Annotated in this window: 11 protein-coding genes and 2 pseudogenes; 5 read left to right on the top strand and 8 right to left on the bottom strand. The window is 50.7% G+C overall.

The window, feature by feature from the left end; genetic code table 11:
* The 3 genes and pseudogenes from AC1D13_RS23090 to AC1D13_RS23080 all read right to left on the bottom strand — a co-directional run.
* Window positions 1-323 (bottom strand): annotated as a pseudogene (locus tag AC1D13_RS23090) (hypothetical protein); the annotation flags it as partial.
* A gap of 263 nt (window positions 324-586) precedes the next feature.
* Entirely contained in the window at window positions 587-787 is a 201-nt protein-coding gene (locus AC1D13_RS23085) for a helix-turn-helix domain-containing protein (protein WP_477690373.1), read from the bottom strand.
* Between the two features lie 531 nt (window positions 788-1,318).
* Window positions 1,319-1,708: a helix-turn-helix domain-containing protein gene (locus tag AC1D13_RS23080; protein ID WP_477690372.1), complete on the bottom strand. Its 390-nt coding sequence runs from the start codon at window positions 1,706-1,708 to the stop codon at window positions 1,319-1,321.
* Window positions 1,709-2,003: 295 nt separating this feature from the next.
* On the opposite strand from AC1D13_RS23080, the gene AC1D13_RS23075 reads away from it, so the two are divergent.
* The 5 genes from AC1D13_RS23075 (at window position 2,004) to AC1D13_RS23055 (ending at window position 5,621) form a co-directional block, all read left to right on the top strand.
* The gene (locus AC1D13_RS23075; RefSeq protein ID WP_477690371.1) at window positions 2,004-2,465 is read left to right on the top strand and encodes a hypothetical protein; all 462 of its coding nucleotides are present in this window, start codon (window positions 2,004-2,006) and stop codon (window positions 2,463-2,465) included.
* 103 nt (window positions 2,466-2,568) lie between these two features.
* Window positions 2,569-3,378: a hypothetical protein gene (locus AC1D13_RS23070; RefSeq protein ID WP_477690370.1), complete on the top strand. Its 810-nt coding sequence runs from the start codon at window positions 2,569-2,571 to the stop codon at window positions 3,376-3,378.
* 37 nt (window positions 3,379-3,415) lie between these two features.
* A complete protein-coding gene (locus tag AC1D13_RS23065; protein ID WP_477690369.1) occupies window positions 3,416-4,192 on the top strand; it encodes a metallophosphoesterase family protein in 777 nt (258 codons plus the stop codon).
* Entirely contained in the window at window positions 4,189-5,169 is a 981-nt protein-coding gene (locus tag AC1D13_RS23060) for an HAD domain-containing protein (protein WP_477690368.1), read from the top strand. The genes AC1D13_RS23065 and AC1D13_RS23060 overlap by 4 nt, the downstream gene beginning before the upstream one ends.
* Window positions 5,166-5,621 carry a hypothetical protein gene (locus tag AC1D13_RS23055; RefSeq protein ID WP_477690367.1) on the top strand — a complete coding sequence of 152 codons (456 nt, stop codon included), beginning with the start codon at window positions 5,166-5,168 and terminating at the stop codon, window positions 5,619-5,621. Before AC1D13_RS23060 ends, AC1D13_RS23055 begins: the two co-directional genes overlap by 4 nt.
* 138 nt (window positions 5,622-5,759) lie before the next feature.
* Here the strand turns inward: AC1D13_RS23055 and AC1D13_RS23050 are convergent, their stop codons facing one another.
* From AC1D13_RS23050 to AC1D13_RS23030, 5 genes and pseudogenes are all read right to left on the bottom strand, one after another.
* Entirely contained in the window at window positions 5,760-10,424 is a 4,665-nt protein-coding gene (locus AC1D13_RS23050; protein WP_477690366.1) for an amino acid adenylation domain-containing protein, read from the bottom strand.
* 12 nt (window positions 10,425-10,436) lie between these two features.
* Window positions 10,437-11,699: an HlyD family secretion protein gene (locus AC1D13_RS23045; protein ID WP_477690365.1), complete on the bottom strand. Its 1,263-nt coding sequence runs from the start codon at window positions 11,697-11,699 to the stop codon at window positions 10,437-10,439.
* A gap of 91 nt (window positions 11,700-11,790) precedes the next feature.
* Window positions 11,791-16,374: a type I polyketide synthase gene (locus AC1D13_RS23040; RefSeq protein ID WP_477690364.1), complete on the bottom strand. Its 4,584-nt coding sequence runs from the start codon at window positions 16,372-16,374 to the stop codon at window positions 11,791-11,793.
* Between the two features lie 39 nt (window positions 16,375-16,413).
* Window positions 16,414-19,689, bottom strand: coding sequence for a non-ribosomal peptide synthetase (locus AC1D13_RS23035; RefSeq protein ID WP_477690363.1), 3,276 nt, complete (start codon window positions 19,687-19,689; stop codon window positions 16,414-16,416).
* A 41-nt stretch (window positions 19,690-19,730) separates the two neighbouring features.
* A pseudogene (locus tag AC1D13_RS23030) lies at window positions 19,731-20,226 on the bottom strand (hypothetical protein); the annotation flags it as partial.

The following is a 20,226-nucleotide window of genomic DNA, read 5'->3' as shown; positions in this document are numbered from 1 at the left end:
AGACGGGGATCCGCCATCTGGCGGGTGTTGCCCTCCATGACGCCGAACACTTCTTCCTCCGTTGCCCCGATCAGACGCTCAATCATGGCCCCACCCCTTGGCTCTCCAGGACTGCGGAAGCGAAGATCAATGTCGTAGATTTTGCAGAACCATTCCAGTTCTTTGGAGCGAAAGTCGGCGCCATTGTCAACGCTGATGATTTTCGGGAGCCGCCTGTTCCGGCGCACATAGTCTCGCAATACCAGCATCTGAATAGTTTCGGCCACCCGGGGCGCGAAACTGTGGGCGCGCCCCAGTATGTGTGGCTCTTTCTTCTTGCGCATGCAACTCTTTCTGCTGGCTATTTGCCAGTCGTTTAGCGATTCGCATCCCGTATGGGCGTGCGAATTCCCGACCTCCGAGGAGGGCATAAAAGGGCACAAACGAAGAGTTGACCGGCGATGAACACGCCGATACAGTAGATGGTGCTAATCACTCGGTTTGTGCCGATGGATGAAGGGGCCAGGCGCTGTGAGAGGTTGCCTGGCCCTGTGTTTTGGCGGTTCGCTTCTCACGAACTCAGCAACAGGTGAACTGTGATCTGAGGCTATTTCATCCCGAGCTCCTTGGCTATACGGGCGCTCTCGCCGCGCAAACATTTCCGCTCACCTCGTACTATTGCGTAGACAAGACGTACGTTGAATTTCCTTTCACGCGCCCAATCCGCGATCGAAATTCCCGCAGCGTGAAAGTCCCGCGTCGACAGTAGACGCGGGCTTTCGCTTTCCTTTGATCGACTTAGAGGCATGGCAAGCAATTGTTGAAATGTGCCGTCAACTGGCGCGAGCGGGCGTACGGCCGTCGCATGGCGTGTTGGCGTGTCATTCCTACGCATTCCGCGGCGAAGGCACTTTTCATCTACCGATTTTCCAACGCTCAAGTCGCCGGCCCAGCTCTTTGCCGTAGGCCGTACGGGTAGGTGAAAACCACTCTGGACCGGTAGAGACGAAAAGGTGCGCTTGATTTGGACAGTCGTTCAATTCGACAGGTCCGTACCTGGTCGATGACGGACCTTCTCTGACTGGTAGATAAGGCATCAAAGCCTCACAGAAGAGGCCAGACTGGGACTGCGGAAATTGCCGCTGTGCGGCTATTGAGAGCGTACTCATATCAGCGCCGATCATATCATTAGATACTTTTCGACCAATAATGATGAGAATTTCTAGCGTATTAGATATCTTATACGCAATAATTGGGCAGCGAGTATTTGGCTGGCTATCTCTGCGTTTGTAGGCGCATATGGGAAGTTTGATGCCCACATGGTGAGCGGCACAGCTCGCTATCGCCTTTGAAGCAGCTGAGCAAACTCCATCAGCAATCGTTGATCTGCGGTAGTCAACCCGTCAATGATTGATGCAAGCCTACGAGCTTGATCGTTTGGCAACGTGCTTGTTGCTACCAACAGGTCGCTCATGCCGACATCAAGCGCATCCGCAATGACCCATAGACGTTCAAGCGAAGGCAGAGAAATTCCACGTTCAAACCGGGAAACGGTTTCTGCATCGACTTCCACCAAGCCGGCCAGATCATCTTGCGTCAGCTTGCTTAGCTTGCGCCGTTCCGCAATAGCGCCGCCCAATCTTCGTCGAAAGTCTTCTGGAAATTCCCTTTTCTTGCGTCGCACATCACATCCTTTGATACGGATCAAAGTGTTGACAATCGACGCCATATGTAGAATGATCTAATTTGTTGCCAAACAACAAATTAGATCTATTAATACATTCGAAGGCATTCAGACCGAACCGTTCGAGGAAGAGGATTAGGTGACGGCGCTCGCCAGTCAATTCACCGAAGGTGTGACGTGTGGATTTCTCCAACTTTGACCCGATCAGAAACAGTCGCAATCGCTGACATGGTTGCGCTGGCCGGTGACATTCATCTGGCGTCGAAGGCATTGCGTGGATACGCCAGATCGCCCCGAACAAGTCGGTTATCTATGCGGCAAGAAGCCATAAGTTTTTTATATGTTCGTTACCTACGAAGAAAACAAAGCACCATTTTTTAATCTTTTTGGGGACGGCTTGACGCATTGGAAGGCAGCGGAACTTGCTCTCCCGCGATCATGGTTTCTTGTTTCGATTAGTCAATCTGACTCCTTCGACGACAGCGATTCCTTCCGACTCAGCCGGACGATGTTGGTTTCCAACATTGCCGACGTCGAGGGATTGGCCCAAATGGAGGTGACAAGCCAACTACAGCTTGACTCGGTATTTATCGTGACCCCAGGTCACGTAAACGGAACCAACCTCTGGAAGATGGAACATTTGCGGGCGGTCTGGAGGGCTGAAGAGCCATCGGAACCTGGGCAATTAGTCGAAATTTATGAGACGGCCGATGGGGTCACATATGCTGACTCAATGCTAGACACACCAGTCGAGCGGCTACGAAAAAAAGTTCTCCACCGCACTTTTCCTTTGCAGCAATAGCTCTCCATCACCGTACCTGAATCCTTATGCATACCTTTGATCCATGGGTACGTGCAAAAGGGCCCGCACACCAAGCAGCCTCTTACTTCTTGCAAAGACCCGCATGAAAAAACCCTTCGAACGCCGCGTTGCCATTGCCCTACTTGCTGCAGCATCGCTTTCAGCCACAGCCCAAGAACTGTACGTTTTCAGCAGCACCGAACATCGAGCGTCAGCCGATGCGGTGGCCGGCAGGCTGCAAACCGCAACCCTGACGGCTGGGGGCTACCAGATCTGGCTGCCTGGCGCGGGATGGACACTCCTGTCTGCGACGCCGTCCAAAGGCTTGCTGAATAAGGACAACCCGAGCACGGGCGAGTATGTTGTCAGTCGAACCAACTTCGTGCGGATTGAGAAAGGTGTAGTGCGTGACGTTCAGAGCGTGCGGGTTTCCCACGCCGAGAACAAGAAGCACACTTCCTGGACGAACCCAACCCCGTGTGGTGGGGGCGCCGGCGCGCAGGACATCTACGGCGTCGTGCTGAGTGCTGAACAACCGACGTTCACCCGCGGCACCAACTGCGCGTTTGTCTCTGTAAACAAGTATCAGCCTGGAGCGACACCCGACATCACGCAACCCCAAAATGCGGCCCCTCTTCAGAAACAGGCCATTCGTGTTGGGGTTCTCCGAGACGGAATGAACTCAAAGAAGCTTGACGTGACCTTTGACATCTTCCCGGATTCCGAAGGCTTCACCGGTGGCTGGAGCAAAGCGGAAATTGCAGCCGATCCCGTCAAGAGCCAGTTCATTGCCCACCTCCAAAGATGGGTGAAAACCCTTCAGGCCGCGGTAGACCAGGCGTATGAAGGCAAGCCCGACGCCTACAAAGGAATGGTGAGTTGGCGTGTTGGCGCCATGCTTCCAAAACAGTAGGTCAAAGTCATCCCAGGTTTGGGGAGCTCAAAGTGCTGTGAAAACAACCCCTGGCGATATCGTTTTGTTCTGCGGCGACCCGCACGGGAGGTTCGACCACATCCGGCGAGCCGCGGATGAGTTGCTCGCATCAGCCGTCATATTGCTGGGAGACCTAGAGCCGGGGCGCCCGCTGCACGAGGAGTTGGCACCGATTGCCGACAGGCTCTGGTACATCCACGGCAATCATGACACCGACAGCGAGCGCAACTGGAACCACCTCTGGGGCAGCCAGCTGGCAGACCGAAACCTCGATGGCCGGGTGGAGGCTTTGCCCAACGGCATGCTGATCGCCGGCCTGGGTGGCATATTCCGGGAAAGCGTCTGGTATCCCAGCCTGCCTACACCGCCAAAATTTCGCAATCGCCAGGAGCATGCCGGGGTGACGCCCTCGCAGGACCGGTGGCAAGGGGACGTACCGCGCCAACACTGGTCCACCATCTATCCGGACGAGCTGGATCGTTTGTCCTTGATGCAGGCGGACATTCTCGTCACCCACGAAGCTCCGGGCTATCACAACAACGGCTTTGAAATCCTGGACACCCTGGCGCAAAGCATGGGTGCCAAGGTGACAGTGCATGGGCACCACCACGATAACCTGGATAGCTCCGACCGATGGGGTCAGCAGGGCTTCAGGAGTTTCGGCGTTGGCTTGCGGGGTATTACCGCCATCAACGCGGACGGAAACGCCACCGTGATCGTCCCCGGCGAGCTGGATGCGCAGCGGGACTTCCGGCAAAAATACCTGGACGTTTTCAAGAACGCGCCGCCATGAGCCCGATTCTCTTTCTTGACTTCGACGGGGTGCTGCATCCGGAGCGACTCCTGAATAAAAAGAAGCTGTCTCAGCTCCCTCTCGTGGAAGCAATCCTGCGGGACTTCCCTTCCGTCGAAATCGTCATTTCCTCAGACTGGCGCCTCGATTGGTTCAATGAAGGTGAAGCGGTTGCTGTATCGAACATGCGCCGGCATTTTTCCCCAGACATCGCCTCACGGGTCATCGGAGTCACGCCATTTTTAGGCCGGCGTGAATCGCGAGGTCTGGCTCCGCTGCCCTACCCGCGCGAGGCCGAATGCCTGAAATGGCTTAAATCGAATCGGCCAGCCTGGACTCCATGGATGGCTTTAGATGACCGCGCCTGGTGGTTCTCACCCGGCAGCGTCAACCTTATGCCGATCAATAAAGGCGTCGGATTCATGCCGTCCGATGAAGACGTGTTCCGCGAGCACCTAACGCGGATCACGAGACAACCGATGGACACCAGTAAGGAATATATGACCCTGTTTCTTGACTTCGATGGCGTCCTCCATCCAGACGTTTGCGATAGGGAGAGCAGGTTTTGTAACCGCGATCGGCTCCAGAAAATCCTGCGTGATTTCCCGGAAGTCGACATCGTGTTGACAACAACCTGGCGCCTTCGCTTTCCATTGGACTCTGCAGGCGACACCCTGAAGCATTATTTTTCTTACGACATATCAGAGCGCATCGTCGGAGTCACGCCTGACTCCAAGGATCTGGACCCTCGACAGTTTCCGGATGGCCTGGAGCTGTACCCGCGGGAATGGGAGTGCATCGCCTGGCTTCGTGCAAACCGGCCGTACAGCCAACACTGGCTCGCCCTGGACGATAAGGCGTTTCTGTTTCGTCCTTTCAACAACAACTTGATGGTCATCAATGCAGCAACGGGATTTGTAGCCGCGGATGAGCGCCGGTTGCGCCAGCTGCTGCGCGAGCGAAAGGACATGTCATGACTGGACCAGATGTCGAACCTCCTCAACCACCCATCGGCAGCGAGAATCGTGGCCGCTTTGCACATCTATACGGCGTGCTGACAGCCCAGGAGATGGCAGAACATCTGAAGTGTTCGCCGGAGGCGATTTATGAGCGTGCGGTCGTCGGCGAATTCATTTTCCTTTCCTCGCCAGCCCGAGTCGATGACCGGCGTTATCCTGCGTTTCAGCTCAATGAGCGCCTGGACAAGTCGCTGCTGAAGCAAATCATCCAGAAATACCTTGAGGCCGATGTCAACTCGACCCTGCTCTGGAGTTTCCTGCGGAGCCCGCAGAAGATATATGCCGGTCTGACTCCCATCGAAATGCTGCTAGGGGGTATGCCACCTGAATATGACACGCTGACGCCCGAAGAGAGGTCGGACATATTCCTCGATGTAGTGGACGAAGAGATCTCGCGCGTGCGATGGTAGGAGGAATCAACCGTAACCCTCACTGCTGACAAAGCCACGCACGAATTTTCCGCGATCGGATTAGCGGCGCGTAAGGACTTAACCAGTAGGGATCCGCCGTATGGTCTCTAATTCAGACGATATCCGTCGAACTTTAGATTATCCAACTTTTAACATCCCAACCACGCTATCGATAAGACCATCCGCAACAGGCATCGAAATCGCATCCGAATAATATTTGAGTGAAAACCCAATATCTTTTTTGCCCTTAACTTGTTGCGTAACCAATGTTAGATCACAAGCTGTTGAGCCGTTAATGGTCGGAAAGCGGATGGCATCGCTTTCCATTTCGTTATGCAAATAGAAAGCACTGATGGGAGAGCCATAAGACCGGGAGGGTCTTCTTGGAATAGGCCCCCACACCACGGCTGGTGGTGCCGCCGAAAAGGAAAGTGCCTCCCGAAACTCTGCCGTCGCTAAGGAAATACAACTGCTCAGGGAGGGGTCGTCGCCAAGCCGCAAATTTACATAAAACTGCGACTGGTATACCCCGACAGCATCAGCAAGATGACTTCCAGTTCTACGGGAAGTTTGCATTGCAATTGCTACTTCGTCTCTATCAGTCGATCTCCCGAGAATCAGTCCAAATGCAGCTAAGACAATTTGGGAAATCGAGCATCCGTAATCAGCTGCAGACTTATGCAAAGGCTCGGCCTCTGCCGCCGTTAACGTACGGAAGACCCGCTTGGCTCTTTTTGTAAAAAACTCTGGTCGAGTTCCTCCAAAGTCCAAGATAGGTGAAACTTGGGCCCCTTTTTTTGTCCAGTATGCTTCCGCTTCGGTTTCAGCTCTATAACGTCGTCTGTCTAAGTATTCCAGAAAGTTATTTTCCGTGAAAGAGCTTGGCATTGTCATGCCATCTTCTTGTATCGAATCAGCGATTTTATTAAAGCTCCGTCGAATAATGCTACAGGACTCATGGTCGAGGAAAGTAGCGTCTAGTCGAAATTGAAGCGCTCCAAACTTAGAATTCGGAAATGACGGAAGGTAGGTTAAATCGTATAAGCCGACGTCGCATAGACTCAGCGGCCTCTTGTCTGCTTGGTCAGATGCGCCATCTCTCTTTTGCAACTCATAATTTAGAAGCCGGTGTTTCACGTTCACCGCATCATCTCCAGGCACGAGCAAGACCTCGCCGTTATTCCAAGTCAAAATCATTGCAAGTATGGGATGTCTAGACTCTAGTTTTCCTAGGATTGCATAGATATATTCCATCACTTTTTCCGTTGCCAGAGGTACATGGAAAACATGTTGATGTGACGAGATAAGTTCAGACGAGAGTGTTCGCTGACTAAGCGTCAAATACTCTCCAACTTCTATAGATTTTTTTGGCTTTTCACCGCTTTCCTCTGCCAGCCTTCGAGAAGAGGAGGCTATAGATAAAGCAAGATCGATGCGGGAGGCCATGCTGCCTAATGTGCTGTAGCGAAATAGAGTCGAAAGATCTATGTCAATTTCAAACCCCTTCTCGATCTGAGCTAGCAATTCCAGCACCAGTAAAGAATGACCACCCAGAGAAAAGAAATCAGAATTTGAAAACACGGATTCAGTCTTGAGTAGCTGACTCCAAATATCACGTAAAGCAATTTCGGTCGGTGTCAGCGGAGTGCCAGAGAGCGAGTCATCTCGACCAGCAGAGGCTAGGGCTCCGAGCTTTGTAGCTACCCAGTCAACCTTCGCGTTAACTGTAAGACATATCTTGGGTACTAGATATRTGACATCAGGCACCATATATTGAGGTAGAAGCTCTCCCAACTTGTGCCGTATCGTCTGGGCATCCACGCTATCCATCGAACCGGATGGAACAACAAATCCGCTTAAACCACTCGCGCCAGTTTCGTTTGTTTCCTGTCTCACGCATGCATTCCCCACACCTTCAATTGTTCCCAATGCAGATTCAATTTCTTCCAGCTCAACCCGGAATCCTCTTATTTTTGTTTGCCTATCATTTCGTCCGATAAGCTGTAACGTACCGTCGTCTCGATAGCGTCCAATATCCCCCGTCCGATAAAATCTGTGATTACCATCAAGGATAGATGCGGTCACAAACTTCTCCGCAGTAAGCTCGGACCGATTCAAGTATCCAAGCGCCACTCCGGCCCCACTGATCCAAAGTTCTCCAATTGCACCGAGCGGCAAAATATTTCCTGCAGAGTCCATTATCAGAACCTGCGTGTTGGATATTGGACAGCCTATAGATAAAACTTCGGTTTCGCTCAATCTTTGCGCCGTTGACCAAACAGTGGTTTCGGTTGGACCGTAGTAGTTCCATGCCTCGCATGCAAAATGGCAAAGAAAGGGAACCAATTTCTGGCTGAGGGCTTCTCCACCACAAATGGCGACACGTATATTTGGAGTGGCCCTCTGCGCCAGGCTAATTTCTCGATCGCAAGCAGCTTTCAACATTCCCCAGGTGGCTGGGGTTGCCTGTAGTATGGTTATGCCACTGCCCTCTATTAAGCGCAATAACCTCGGTGCATCCATGGAAAGCGGTCGACTTGCTAGAACGAGCCGACCCCCACAGCAAAGTGCCAAAAAAATATCTAAGCCACCGAGATCGAATGACGGAGAGGTCACGGAAAGTACAACGTCATCGATACTGACTGAATGCTCCCTTTTCATGTGTTGGACTAGGTTTACAAGTGATGGATGTGTAACCACAACAGCCTTCGGAGTACCTGTCGACCCAGAGGTATAGATGGCGTAAGCAGCGGAGCGATCGAATAGCGGCACTGGGCTCGATATGCGATCAGGCCATATAGCGACATGAATTTTTTCGCTAAGTGGATACCTATCCTCGACTCCAAGCAAACCAGATTTCAAAAAACCACTATCGAACAGTATTGCTGCCGGTTTTGCATCTAGCAGCATTGCCGCAAGTCTTTGCGGTGGGTGAATTGGATCTAATGGCAAGTACGCAGCGCCAGTACTCCAAACAGCCAGGAGTGCTGTGATGAGTTCAATTGAGCGGTCTAGAACGACAGCGACTAAATGCCCCTCTCCGATCCCGAGCTTCCGCATTCCATCCGCGGCGATGGATATCTCAGCCATTAAGGCTCGGTAGCTAATCTTCAGGTTCCCATCTTCGATCGCAATCAAATCAGGGTGCTCTTGAGCCTGCGCAAGAAATAATTTATAGGGAGTGGAATGACCATCGAATGGTCTTCTGGTTTCAACCAGCTGTCCCTGGAACACCAGGTGATCATCGACGCTTGAGATATCAATTTCGCTCAGCGCTTTATCTAGGTGCGTCGGTATCTTTTCTATCAACCGCCCCATGCACTCCATTAAGTTAGTAAGAGTTCCACTGCTAACGCGGCCTTCGTTGTACTCTGCGACTGCTGCAAGACCACCACCTCCGTTTGGATACATATCCAGGGAGATTTCATAGCGCGGCGCGACTGAATCTTTGCGTCTAGCTTTAAAGACCCTACCTAATCCAACTCGTGGGACAGTAGAAAATCGTTTTTCTGTATGTAGCGCAAACAGGACTTGAAATATCGGAGACGACTCGTCATCACGAGGCGGGTTTAACGCCTCGACCAAGCTGTTGAAAGGCATTTCCTGATGAGCAAGAGCGCCGAACACCACCTCGCGAACACCAAGTAAATTCTCGCGAAACGATTTGGAAGGATCTACGGCAATCCTAAGCGGGAGCGTATCGGCAAAACACCCGATGAGAGGAAGAAACTCAGCAGCATTCCGTCCTGCTACTGGAGTTCCAATGCATAAGTCCTCTCGCCCGGTAAACCTGGCGATAACTATCGCGTACGCAGCCAGCAAAACAATGAACTGAGTGCACTCGGTTATCCTAGCAACCCCCGAGACATCCCTCATCACTCGGGGCTGTACTGACCATCTAAATGCGGCTCCCTTATATTCCGGTGAAGCAATGGAGCCATCGTTTGGTAATTGCAATCGATCAGGGATATCTCTAAAAATCGCCTGCCAATAACGAAGTAGCTCGTTGTAGCTAGCGGGATCAAGTCGATTGTGTTGCCATCTAACGAAATCGGAATACTGTGAGGGCAATGCTTTTAAGGATGAAGCACGCCCGCGAACGAGCGCATCATAAATAGTCACTAGCTCTCTAAAAAAAATATTAACTGACCAACCATCTGAGATTAGATGGTGCATCGCAACGATCAGAGTGAAGTGGTCCTCAGCGAGTTTGACCAAATGCAATCGGAATGCTGGCCTTTCGGCGAACTTGAAATCTTCGTTGGTTTCGGCTCGTGTAATTTGATCCAAGCAAACGTTCTGTTCCGACTCGGGCAATGCGCTTAAGTCACWTTGCCTCAAATTGACTGGAACCGCATCGGCATCCAATACCACCTGGACCGGTGGCACCCTCTGATCATTGAAAACAGTTCTTAGCGAACTATGCCTCCTCGTAATCTCCGACACGGCCTGCAGCAGCACTTTAGCGTCTACCTCAGCGGCGATGTCGCGGAGCAGTACTAATTTGTATCTATTACTTCCCGGCTTCAGTTTTTCCAAAAACCAGAACCTGAGTTGAGCGTGCGATAACGGAAACGTTGCAGAATCTTTGGGCCCGAGCCCACCCCGATTGGAATGAGATTCAGCTGCGAGATATTTATTGAAAATTAGAAATAAACTCGCTTCATTCGCGGTAATTTCATCTGACAACTCCGGGCTGATTGGTCCATTAGGCGAAGACGCTTGTACCTTTTTTTCTTTGAACGTTAGCTTAATACCTGCGGCTTTTAATCGGGAGATTAGATTCTGGATGGTGTCTTGCATGAAATTTCTCGATCACAAATAGCCCCGCACACCGAACACCGGCTCTAATACCCACTCATACAGTACCCTCTTATCCAAAAGGATATCCGCGTCGAGAACCATGCCATCTTGCAAGGATGTCGGTCTGGCATACGCGTTTACGATTTGCTGATCCAATTTGACTCGCACTTTATAAAAAGAAGTAGCAGTCGGGTCCGTCGGGATCTTGAGCTCTCCCGGGGTTAACGAGGTCAACGCAACCTCGCTAATAGTTCCACCATACTCTCCAAATTTTTGATACGGATAGGCCTCGTAACGAAGCAGTACGTGCAGGCCAGAATTAACGAAACCGATGCTCTTGCTTGGAACATAGAGTTCCGCTTCAAGATCAGCGTTCAAAGGCAAAATAGTCAATAGCGGTGCATCTTTTGCAGACATTTGGCCGGCCACTGCCAGCACCGCTGTGACTCGTCCTGGTTGAGGCGCCAATACAATGAGCTCTCTTTTGGATTCGTTATCCACTGACAAAGTCTCAAGTTCCGAAATTGATCTCTCAATGCTAGCCAGTTGATTTTTGACTTTCTCTGGAAGATTCTTTAGTTCCACCGCGAGTGCTGAAAAATCTCTATCTAAATTTGCGGCGTCCCGTCTGCGTTTGTGCAGCTCAGAAATTTTTTGAAAATAAGCCTGCACCTTTTCATCTGTTTGCTGGGGGGGGGCGAAACCTTGTGCGGTCAAATCTTGATAGCGCTTGGCGATTGACTCGCTAAGCCCCACCTGTGAAACATATGACTGAATTTCCAATCGGATCTCAGCCCGAGCACGTTCCAGGTCGTCAATACGGCGGATAAGAGCATCTCGCTCTTGATCAAAAATCGTTGTTGTACGGAGCTTTTCCGCCTCTAGACTAAATTTCCGGAGAGACAATTGACGCTCAATTGATGAACGCGTTTCCCCTTTTTCCTGAGTGTTTATGTCAACTGTAATTACGGCTAGCTGTTGTCCCTTTTGAACTGTCTCACCCTCGCGAATAAGCATCTTCGAGACAACGCCATCCTGCGGTGTATAAACTTTTGCGGATCCGCTTGCATATAGCAGACGTCCTTTGACACTCTCCCGTCGGGTATAGCTGCATGTAGTGACAAGTATTGCAAAACCCAAAATCAAAATGGCGGATACAGTTGCACTCCATCTGAGGGATACCGGCGGTACCAGCAGGACTTCTGAGTCATTTAGCCTCGAGTTAGCATCGACGTCCATTGGGACGATAGGCATATCAGGATGATCTTGTTTCATCAAAAGCACTACCTGTCAAAAGGAAAGGTCCGCTCATCCGGTCCTATCGACATAGGATGCGCGTGTTTATTGCAAGTTCGCGACATGTTTATCAAACCTCCGCTGTCACAACACCTCCGAACAGCTCAGCTAAATCGGTCGACGAAAGATTGTCGAGTTGCTTCAGCAAGACTGCTTCCGCACTATCTTTTACCGTCGGAGCCACAAATAGATCTTGCAGCGAAAAGTCCACATGAAATTTTTCCCTTATACGAAATGTCAGTCGAACAGCCATTAGCGAATGGCCACCAAGCGCGAAATAGTTATCGTTTGCTCCTACCTCTGCAAGACCTAGAGCCTGCGCCCAAAGTGCAGCCATCTCCTCCTGTGTTTCCCCTTGAGGTGCCACAAATTCGGTGCCAATCTTCGGTCGGGGATGGGCCAATCTTGAATTAGTAGCCGGAGTATGAATTACGTCTAGCATCGATTGACTAACGGCTGCAACGCGCTTGGTATATTGAAATTGAATAGGGGATCTAGATACGCAAATACGTGGTAAACCGTAAGACAAAGCACGGCAAAATGCATCGATTCCTACCTGGTTGGTGAGCCCCTTTGTTAATAAATTATCTCGGAGCTGTTTAGCCGTAGATTGAGCATTGAAATAATTTACGGCCATGCCTACTTCGGACCACACGGGCCAATTAATGGAAATAATGCGACCCGAATCGCTGTTTTCCGAGAGAGCAAGGGCATCCAAGTAGGCGTTCGCTGCTACGTATTCAATTTGTCCGACGCCACCACGAATTGCAGCATTTGAAGAACAAAATATAGTGATGGTTGGCGCGCGTCCTTTGAATGCGCTAAGCAATGCGCGAGCGCCTTCCACCTTAGGGGCAAGCACCGCGCGCCCGTCTTCCGCCTTTCGAGAGCTAAAAAGACCTCCCCCCAGAACGCCAGCGGCATGGATCACGCCAGCGATTCGTCCATAGGTATCAGAGATTTCATCGATCATCGCAACAACCGAATCACAATCCGTGACATCCAATGTTTTGGCCTCGATAGTGCCACCAAGCTTTGCAAAATTATTGAGCTCACGAAACACGTCGAAGTTTTCGAAGTTGCTTCCTGATTCGGATGCATCAGCCCACTGAGATCTAGGCGGAACGGTTCGGCGTGTTAGCAACACTACAGTGGCGCCATATGTCTCGCATAAGAATCGCGCAATTGTTCGCCCAATACCCCCGAGCCCGCCAGTGATTACATAGACTCCTTTATGAACAAGCACGCCGCCGCTATCGGGCTCTGCTCGGGGAAGCGCTTGAAGGCTGGGAGTCCAACTGAATCTGCCACGTATCACGACGTCGTTCACATCTCGCCATAGATTAATTTCCTCTATGACTCGGCGGGATAGGGTGAAGAGATCTTCTTTCCGATCTGAGTCGGAAATGTCGATACTTTTGATGTCGATAGTTTTGGACTCTTGCGGAATGACGTTTCTCGGCCCGACGATATAGGCAGATTCAGGCTTGATTACGTCTCTTTCATCAATCTGATGAAGTCCAGAAACTACAACAGTAATACGAATCTTAAGTTCCGGCTTCACTTTTTCGAGAGCTTTACCGATCCAGAGTAAGACATGAAAATTAACGTAGCTACTGAGGTCGTGGACATCGGTACCGGACTCAATGATGTCGAGCGGCCAGAGATAGAGGACATTCAAAAGAGTCACATTGCTGAAATCAAGCGCAGATATCAATTCAACGTAATCTGATTCAATTTGTGGGCTAGCCGTGAAATGATCGCTTCCAGATTTTGCAAATCCCATGGCCTTCGATACGACGCACACTTTTTCGCCCTCGCTCAGCAATCTGGATTGCAAGGTGTTGGCAAGCCCGTTCTGATCTTTAAAGACCAGCCAAGTGCTTGAACGCTGCGCCCCTTCATTCATCGGTTTAACGTTCTGCAAACGCCGATATCCCACGGTATACAGCCTCGGCTTGACCTGCGGCGATGCAGTGTTGTTCGCCGCTGGCGCTCCCACCTTCTCCTTGGCGAGCAGGGCTTTCGGACGCTCAATCCAATGCCGCGCATATATAAACGGGTAACTTGGAAGCTTAACCCTCCCAACATCCTCGTCATCTCGGTAACTCTCCCAGTYGATTTTGACGCCGAGTTCCCACATCCTTCCAACAGCCAGCGCCAGACTTTCTTCTTCATCGGAGGGTCCGCTATTTCCATATAGTGAAGATATGATGATTGCGTCACTGGCGGCGGGGTTGTGTTGAACCAAGCGCAATGAAGCACTGGTCCCGATGTCCAACAGAGCTGTCGGCCTGCAACGCATCAGTTCCTGAAAGCACGCGTCATAGTTCACCGGCATCCTTATGTGCTCAGCCCAATACTGGGGACTCATCGCTTGAGCATCGGTCATCCATGTCCCCGAGACAGTTGACAATATTGGTATCAATGGTGGGGAAAGCTGAAAGCCAGACAAGACTCCGGCAAATTCTTCCACGGCGCCGGTCATAAGACGAGAGTGAAAGGCGTGCGAAGTATTAAGTGGAATGCACGCAATTCCGTCCAACGTAAGCTTATTTTGAAATTCGGCGACCAGGTCTTCTGGGCCAGCAACAACGCAAAGATTCGGTCCATTTATCGCAGCGATGTCCAAATCCAGTCCCCAGCGAAGAAACCATTCCTCGCACTTTTGGGGACTTAGCATGACCGATAGCATGGAGCCAGCGGGCATCCTTTGCATTATTTTGCAACGGGCGGAAATGATGTGCAAAGCGTCATCGAGGGAGAAAATTCCCGCTAGCACCGCCGCAGTGTATTCACCGAGGCTATGTCCTAGTAGATACGAAGGAGTAACGCCCCACGAACGCCAAAGTGCCGCCAATGCAACGCACATCGAGAAAGTAGCAGGCTGAGAAACTGTGGTTTGTGACAACTGTGCGCCGCGGCATCCCGGGTCCCCTGTACCGTACAGAATCTCCCGTACGTCAATTTGAAGCTCGCGTTGAAAGAATTCTGCACAGTGATTAAATGCTTCTCTGAATACTTTCTCTGTGTCATACAGCGAGCCAGCAACACCGACCGCTAGGCTCCCCTGCCCCGGAAACATAAAGGCGACAGTCGGCGCACGGCTTATTTCAGATACTGCGGTGAAGACAGGTGTATTTTTTTTCCCGTCTTTCCTAAGTAGCGTGAAGCTTCGATGCGCAAAGTGCTTTCTGCCTACCTGCAGGGTGAATGCAATGTCACTAAGTAAGTGAGTCGAAGTCTTTAAGTGATTAGTCAGCTGAATTTGTGCGTTATTTACTTGTTCGGATGACTTAGCTGAGAGTGGCAATATTTCATATACCCGCCGGCCTACGGCCCGATCCAGAGTCAAAGGCGGGCTGGAAACAATCACATGCGCATTGGTACCACCTATTCCAAATGAACTAACTCCCGCATATCGGTCTCCCTCGTCACTCGGCCAGTCCTTTACTTCTGTATTTATGAAGAACGGGCTTTTCTCGATCTCTATTTGCGAGTTTGGAAATTGGAAGTTTGGATGTGGAGGTATTTTCCCTGTGTTAACAACGTAAGCAGCCTTGATTAAACCTGCGATTCCAGCAGCACATCCCAAGTGCCCAATGTTGGCTTTCACCGCGCCCAAGGCGCATTTTTGAGTGCCTGCTGAAGCGAATATCTCGGAAAGAGCGGTAAATTCAATCGGGTCACCTAGCTGAGTCGCTGTACCATGTGCTTCAATAAATCTAATGTCTTTGGGTGAGACACACGCTCTCGCTTGAGCCTTTCTGATGACCTCGCGCTGCCCATCAACACTGGGGGCCGTATAGCCTAGTTTTTGGGATCCGTCATTGTTAGTCGCCGCACCTCGGATGACTGCATAAATCGAGTCTCGGTCTTGCAGTGCCTCTTTGAGGCGTTTTAGAAYCACAATTCCTACGCCACTGCTGAACACCGTGCCGCGCGCACTTTGATCGAAAGGTCGGCATTTCCCATCTGGAGAAAGAATACCGCCCTGTTGAAATAGGTAGCCTCTAATTTCCGGGATGGCAATAGAGATACCACCGGCCAATACGATGTCGGAATCTTTCGTAATGAGACTTTGTACGCCCATGCATACGGCGACGAGCGACGTAGAACACGCTGTTTGCACAGTCACAGCTGGGCCGGATAAATTTAGCTTATAGGCAATACGCGTTGCCAAATGGTCTTTATCACTCGCCAGCGCCATGTCGAAAGTGCTGTGACCCTCCAGGGTTTCGCCGTGCGGGGCAACGTTGTTAGCAAAATATTGGTTGTATCCCGTTCCACCAAAAACACCAATATTTCCCTCTTTCCAACCGGCATAACCGGACTCCTCCATTGCGAGCCAGGCGTGCTCCAGAAAAATTCGATGCTGCGGATCCATCGCATCGGCCTCTGACGGAGAGTAACCGAAGAAATCAGCGTCAAAACCGGAGGTATTTTGAAGCGTTCCGCGCGCCGGCACGTAATTTGGGTTTTCTAAACGACTTGGCGTTACTCCCGCTAATAGTAGCTCCGCAGGTGTGAATTGCCGGATCGTTTCCCTCCCGGCAAGGAGATTTTCCCAATATTGATCTGTCGTCGACGCACCAGGAAACGAACCAACCATTGCGATAATTGCCACGGACTGATCATCAACTTCTGACTTCATGTCGACCTCCTTATATATGACGCGAATTACCTCAAAGTATCAGGACACAATGAAGTCGTGAAACGAAGAGACGGTTGGATAACGCAGCAAATCGACCAGCGTAAATTCTTTAGGCAAGCGTCGGTCTAGGATTGAGAACATCTCTGCGAATAGAAGAGAATGACCGCCTACGTCAAAAAAATTGTCGTCATGGTCGAATGAGCGACCATCTAACACCGCAACCCATGCTTCCGCAATAGTTCTCTCGGTCGTGCTTATATAGGAGCGCGAGGTTCTAGGGGGTTCTTTAGTGACCAGAGGTGGCGGCTTTGGAAGGGCACGACGATCCAATTTCCCATTAGGCAACAGAGGAAGATTCTCTACGACAACAATCTCACTCGGCACCATATGCTCAGGTAACTTGGCGCGGAGAAATGTTCGCAGTTGAATAGGACTTACGTCAGCTACAACTGTGCAATATGCAAGTAATTTTTGGTTAAGCTTCTCACTTGCATCCTCAAGTACTACGGCACATTGGGAAACGCCTTCGTAACCAGAAAGCGTTGACTGTATCTCTAGGAGATCCACTTTCATACCCCGGATTTTTACTTGCCGATCGGCTCTGCCGACAAATTCAATTGAACCGTCCTCAAGGCGACGTCCAAAATCACCTGTTCGGTACAACCGGACATCGGGCTTCAGTAAATCCGTAGAGAAAGCTCGTTGCGTTTGCTCAGGAGACTTGTAATATCCAAGCGCTACATAGCGGCTCTTAATCACAATCTCACCTGGTGCAAACAAACCTACTTCTTGCCCACTACGGTTTAACAACAGGACTTCTGTCTGATCGACTGGAAATCCCACGGGAAGTATTCCGTTGCTTGGTTCATAGGTTCTGCCCATACGATGTTGAAGGGCTAACGTAGATTCCGAAGGGCCCAAGCCGTTCACCAATAGCGCACCGTCGACGAAATGTTTCTTAAACAATTCAAAATCGCTTGCCAAAGCTTCCTCGCCTCCCAGGATCACAGCTCGCACATTCGAGAATTTGAAGTCCGGCCCAAGAGCTTTAACCAGATATCTGAATACCGTAGGAGTGGGGTGGAGGATTGTCACATTCCGATCAAAAATAACTTGTGCAGCCCCTGAAAAGCTGATTTCACGAAGCCGCAATGGCACTACTGCAGCACCGGTGAGTAGTGCGCCAAAAATATCCATGATCCCTGCATCGAAACCAAACCATGCCAAAAGACTTACCCGATCGCTCTTTTGTAGATCTAGAGACTTGGCATATGTTATGGCGTGGTGTACCGCATTTGCGTTGCTCTGTACGACGCCTTTCGGGCGGCCCGTCGACCCAGACGTAAATAAGATATAGGCCTCAGCATTGGGGTCTACCTCGCAACGCTCAGTAGCCCCTTCGGCGACTAATTCGCCAGAAAGATTCGCGAGGTTTATGACCTTTATCGTGGGTTCAAATAGCTGAAGTGCCCGACTAGCAAAAACATCAGATGCCAAAACAACACTGATTTCACACGTCTTCGCTATTTCGAGAAGTTTTTCGTCAGGGTTTATGGGATCAAGAGGGACGAAGTGACAGCGGGCAGCTAGCACTCCTAAAACCGCGCTAATGGCAAATACATCGCTATTGCTCATGACGCCGATTGCAAGCTGCTCTTTCCCTATGCTCTGGATTAAGCGTTCTCGAATTACCTCCTTTCGGCTACGTAGCTCGCCGTACGTTATCACCAACTCCCCGTCGATAACCGCAGGTGCAGTGCTATCAATTTGAGCTATCCGTTCAAAAGCATCGTCAATGGAACTCGAGGCAGGCGGCGAGGTGGAAATGGGAGCGGCGCGCGGATCGGAGGTGATGACCCTTACCGGAAGATAGGTGGAAATTGGCAAATCTGGGTCTTCCACGATCTCCTCAAGTAATTCCAACAACCGATTTAAAAAACCATGGATATAGCCATCGTCAAATACATTCTTGTTGTAAACCGCAGCAATCGAAGCCGAATCCGACGTAGTTGCTAAAAATAGCGAGAGGTCAAATTTAGGTGTGAATCTTTCTTTTGGAATCGCCACTAGACTCAATTCAGGGAACGATTTCACCGCCTCCGGAAGTTGATATCTATTCAAAAAAATCTGAAATAGTGGCTTTCTCGCTGCGTCCCCCAAGGGCCTAACTTCGGCAAGTATTCTGTCGAGTGGCATGTTTTGATTCTGAAGCGCGCCTATGACCGTTTTTTTTACGCGCTGAACAAGCTCTCTAAACGTTGGTTCACCCGAAATATCTGTTCGAAGAGGCAATGGATTTATAAATGGCCCAACAAGATTTTCAAATTTGGATTGAGTTCGGCCCTCGAAGGGAGCTCCAATTACGACGTCGTCCGATCCGCAATAGCGTCCCACTAGGACATTCAGAGCGGCCAACAGAATTGCGAAATGGGTCGTCTCCTCGTTAGAAGCTAACCTGGCTATTCCGGAGCTTGTCCTCGAGGAAAGAGCCATGAAAGCTCTCGCGCCAGAATCAAGCGTCAAATTTTCTTCTGGCCGCCCACGCTGCATCTGCATAGAAGGCAGATCCGCCAGCTGTGTCTTCCAGTAGTCCAACTGCCGTTGCGCCTCGCCGGTTGTAAGCCAGTCATTTTGCCAACGGACGAAATCGCCATACTGGGCTGGAAGCAAAGGCAATACTGGCGTTCTATCCGCCACGGCGGCGTGGTACGCCTCACCCAACTCTTGAAGAAATATTGGAAGAGATGCACCGTCGCACGCCAGATGCGGCAAGGAAAAAGCCAAGATGAATTCGGCATCTCTCAGTCGAATGACCAAGCTCCTCAGAAGCGGTGCCCTATCAAGCGCAAACGGCCGAGTGTGAAATTTTCTTACAGTCCTGCTCGCCTCCTCAAATTTCACATCCTCCTGCTCGATGTGACGTAAATCCAAGATTAGCAATTCAGGTTCTAGATCAGCAATCAGCTGCACGTGAGGTTTACCACCGACATTTGGAAATATGCTCCGCAAGATCGCATGACGCTCAATTACCACTGCTAGGCCGGTGCGCAAGGCCGAGACATTGAGAACCCCCGAAAATCGGTAAGTCAACGAAACGTTGTACGCGGACGAGCCTGGGTTAAGTTGTTCGTGCAGCCACATCGCACGCTGAGCGTACGAAAGCGTGCTTTCAGCTCTTCGCTCAGTGAAGGTAGGGGCTTTCTCCGCCTCCGAATTACTGAGCCTAATTCTCGCCTTCTCGAGCAGCAAGCGCTTCTGAGCCGGGCTGAGCATAGCTATCATCTGACGTTTTTCGTTCTCGTCAAGCATCATCATTCGTCTCTCCGGTAGTGCGCATATTCGACAATCGTGCGAACTTAGCGGCGTTTCTCATTGTTTGAGACCGCGTGTAACTCTCCGCTGAAATTCTGTCTGACCGCTTTCTTTCTCTCATTGGCAACCACTCTGGTCCCATCCACACTCGATACGTCCTTGTTCATCTCCAATTTGCCGTTGACCAAGCGAAATTTCGCGTCAAATTCTTCGTACCGCGTACGCTCGCTGCAATAGAAAACCGTTATCGCAGCATTCCGCAGGCGCTCTAAAATAATTGTTTCAGTTTTATCGTCAACAAGCGAAAGCGCTTCATCAAGCACAATCACCGCCGGAGATCGATAAAGCGCTCTGGCCAATTGCAAGAGCTGAACCTGAGCGCCCGTTAGTGGACGGCCACCGGGCCTAAGTTGCGTTTCAAGCCTTCGCGGAAGAGCTCGCAACTCCTCTTCTAACTCAACAAATCTCAGACATTCGCTGACGCGCTTCATGTCCGGATTACGCATGTGCCCCGCAATGTTCTCGGCGATTGTTCCTGTG

The sequence above is a fragment of the Polaromonas sp. P1_E12 genome (genome assembly GCF_056405975.1).
The sequence above is the reverse complement of the archived record's forward strand: the minus strand, read 5'-3'. Positions and strand labels throughout refer to the sequence as shown.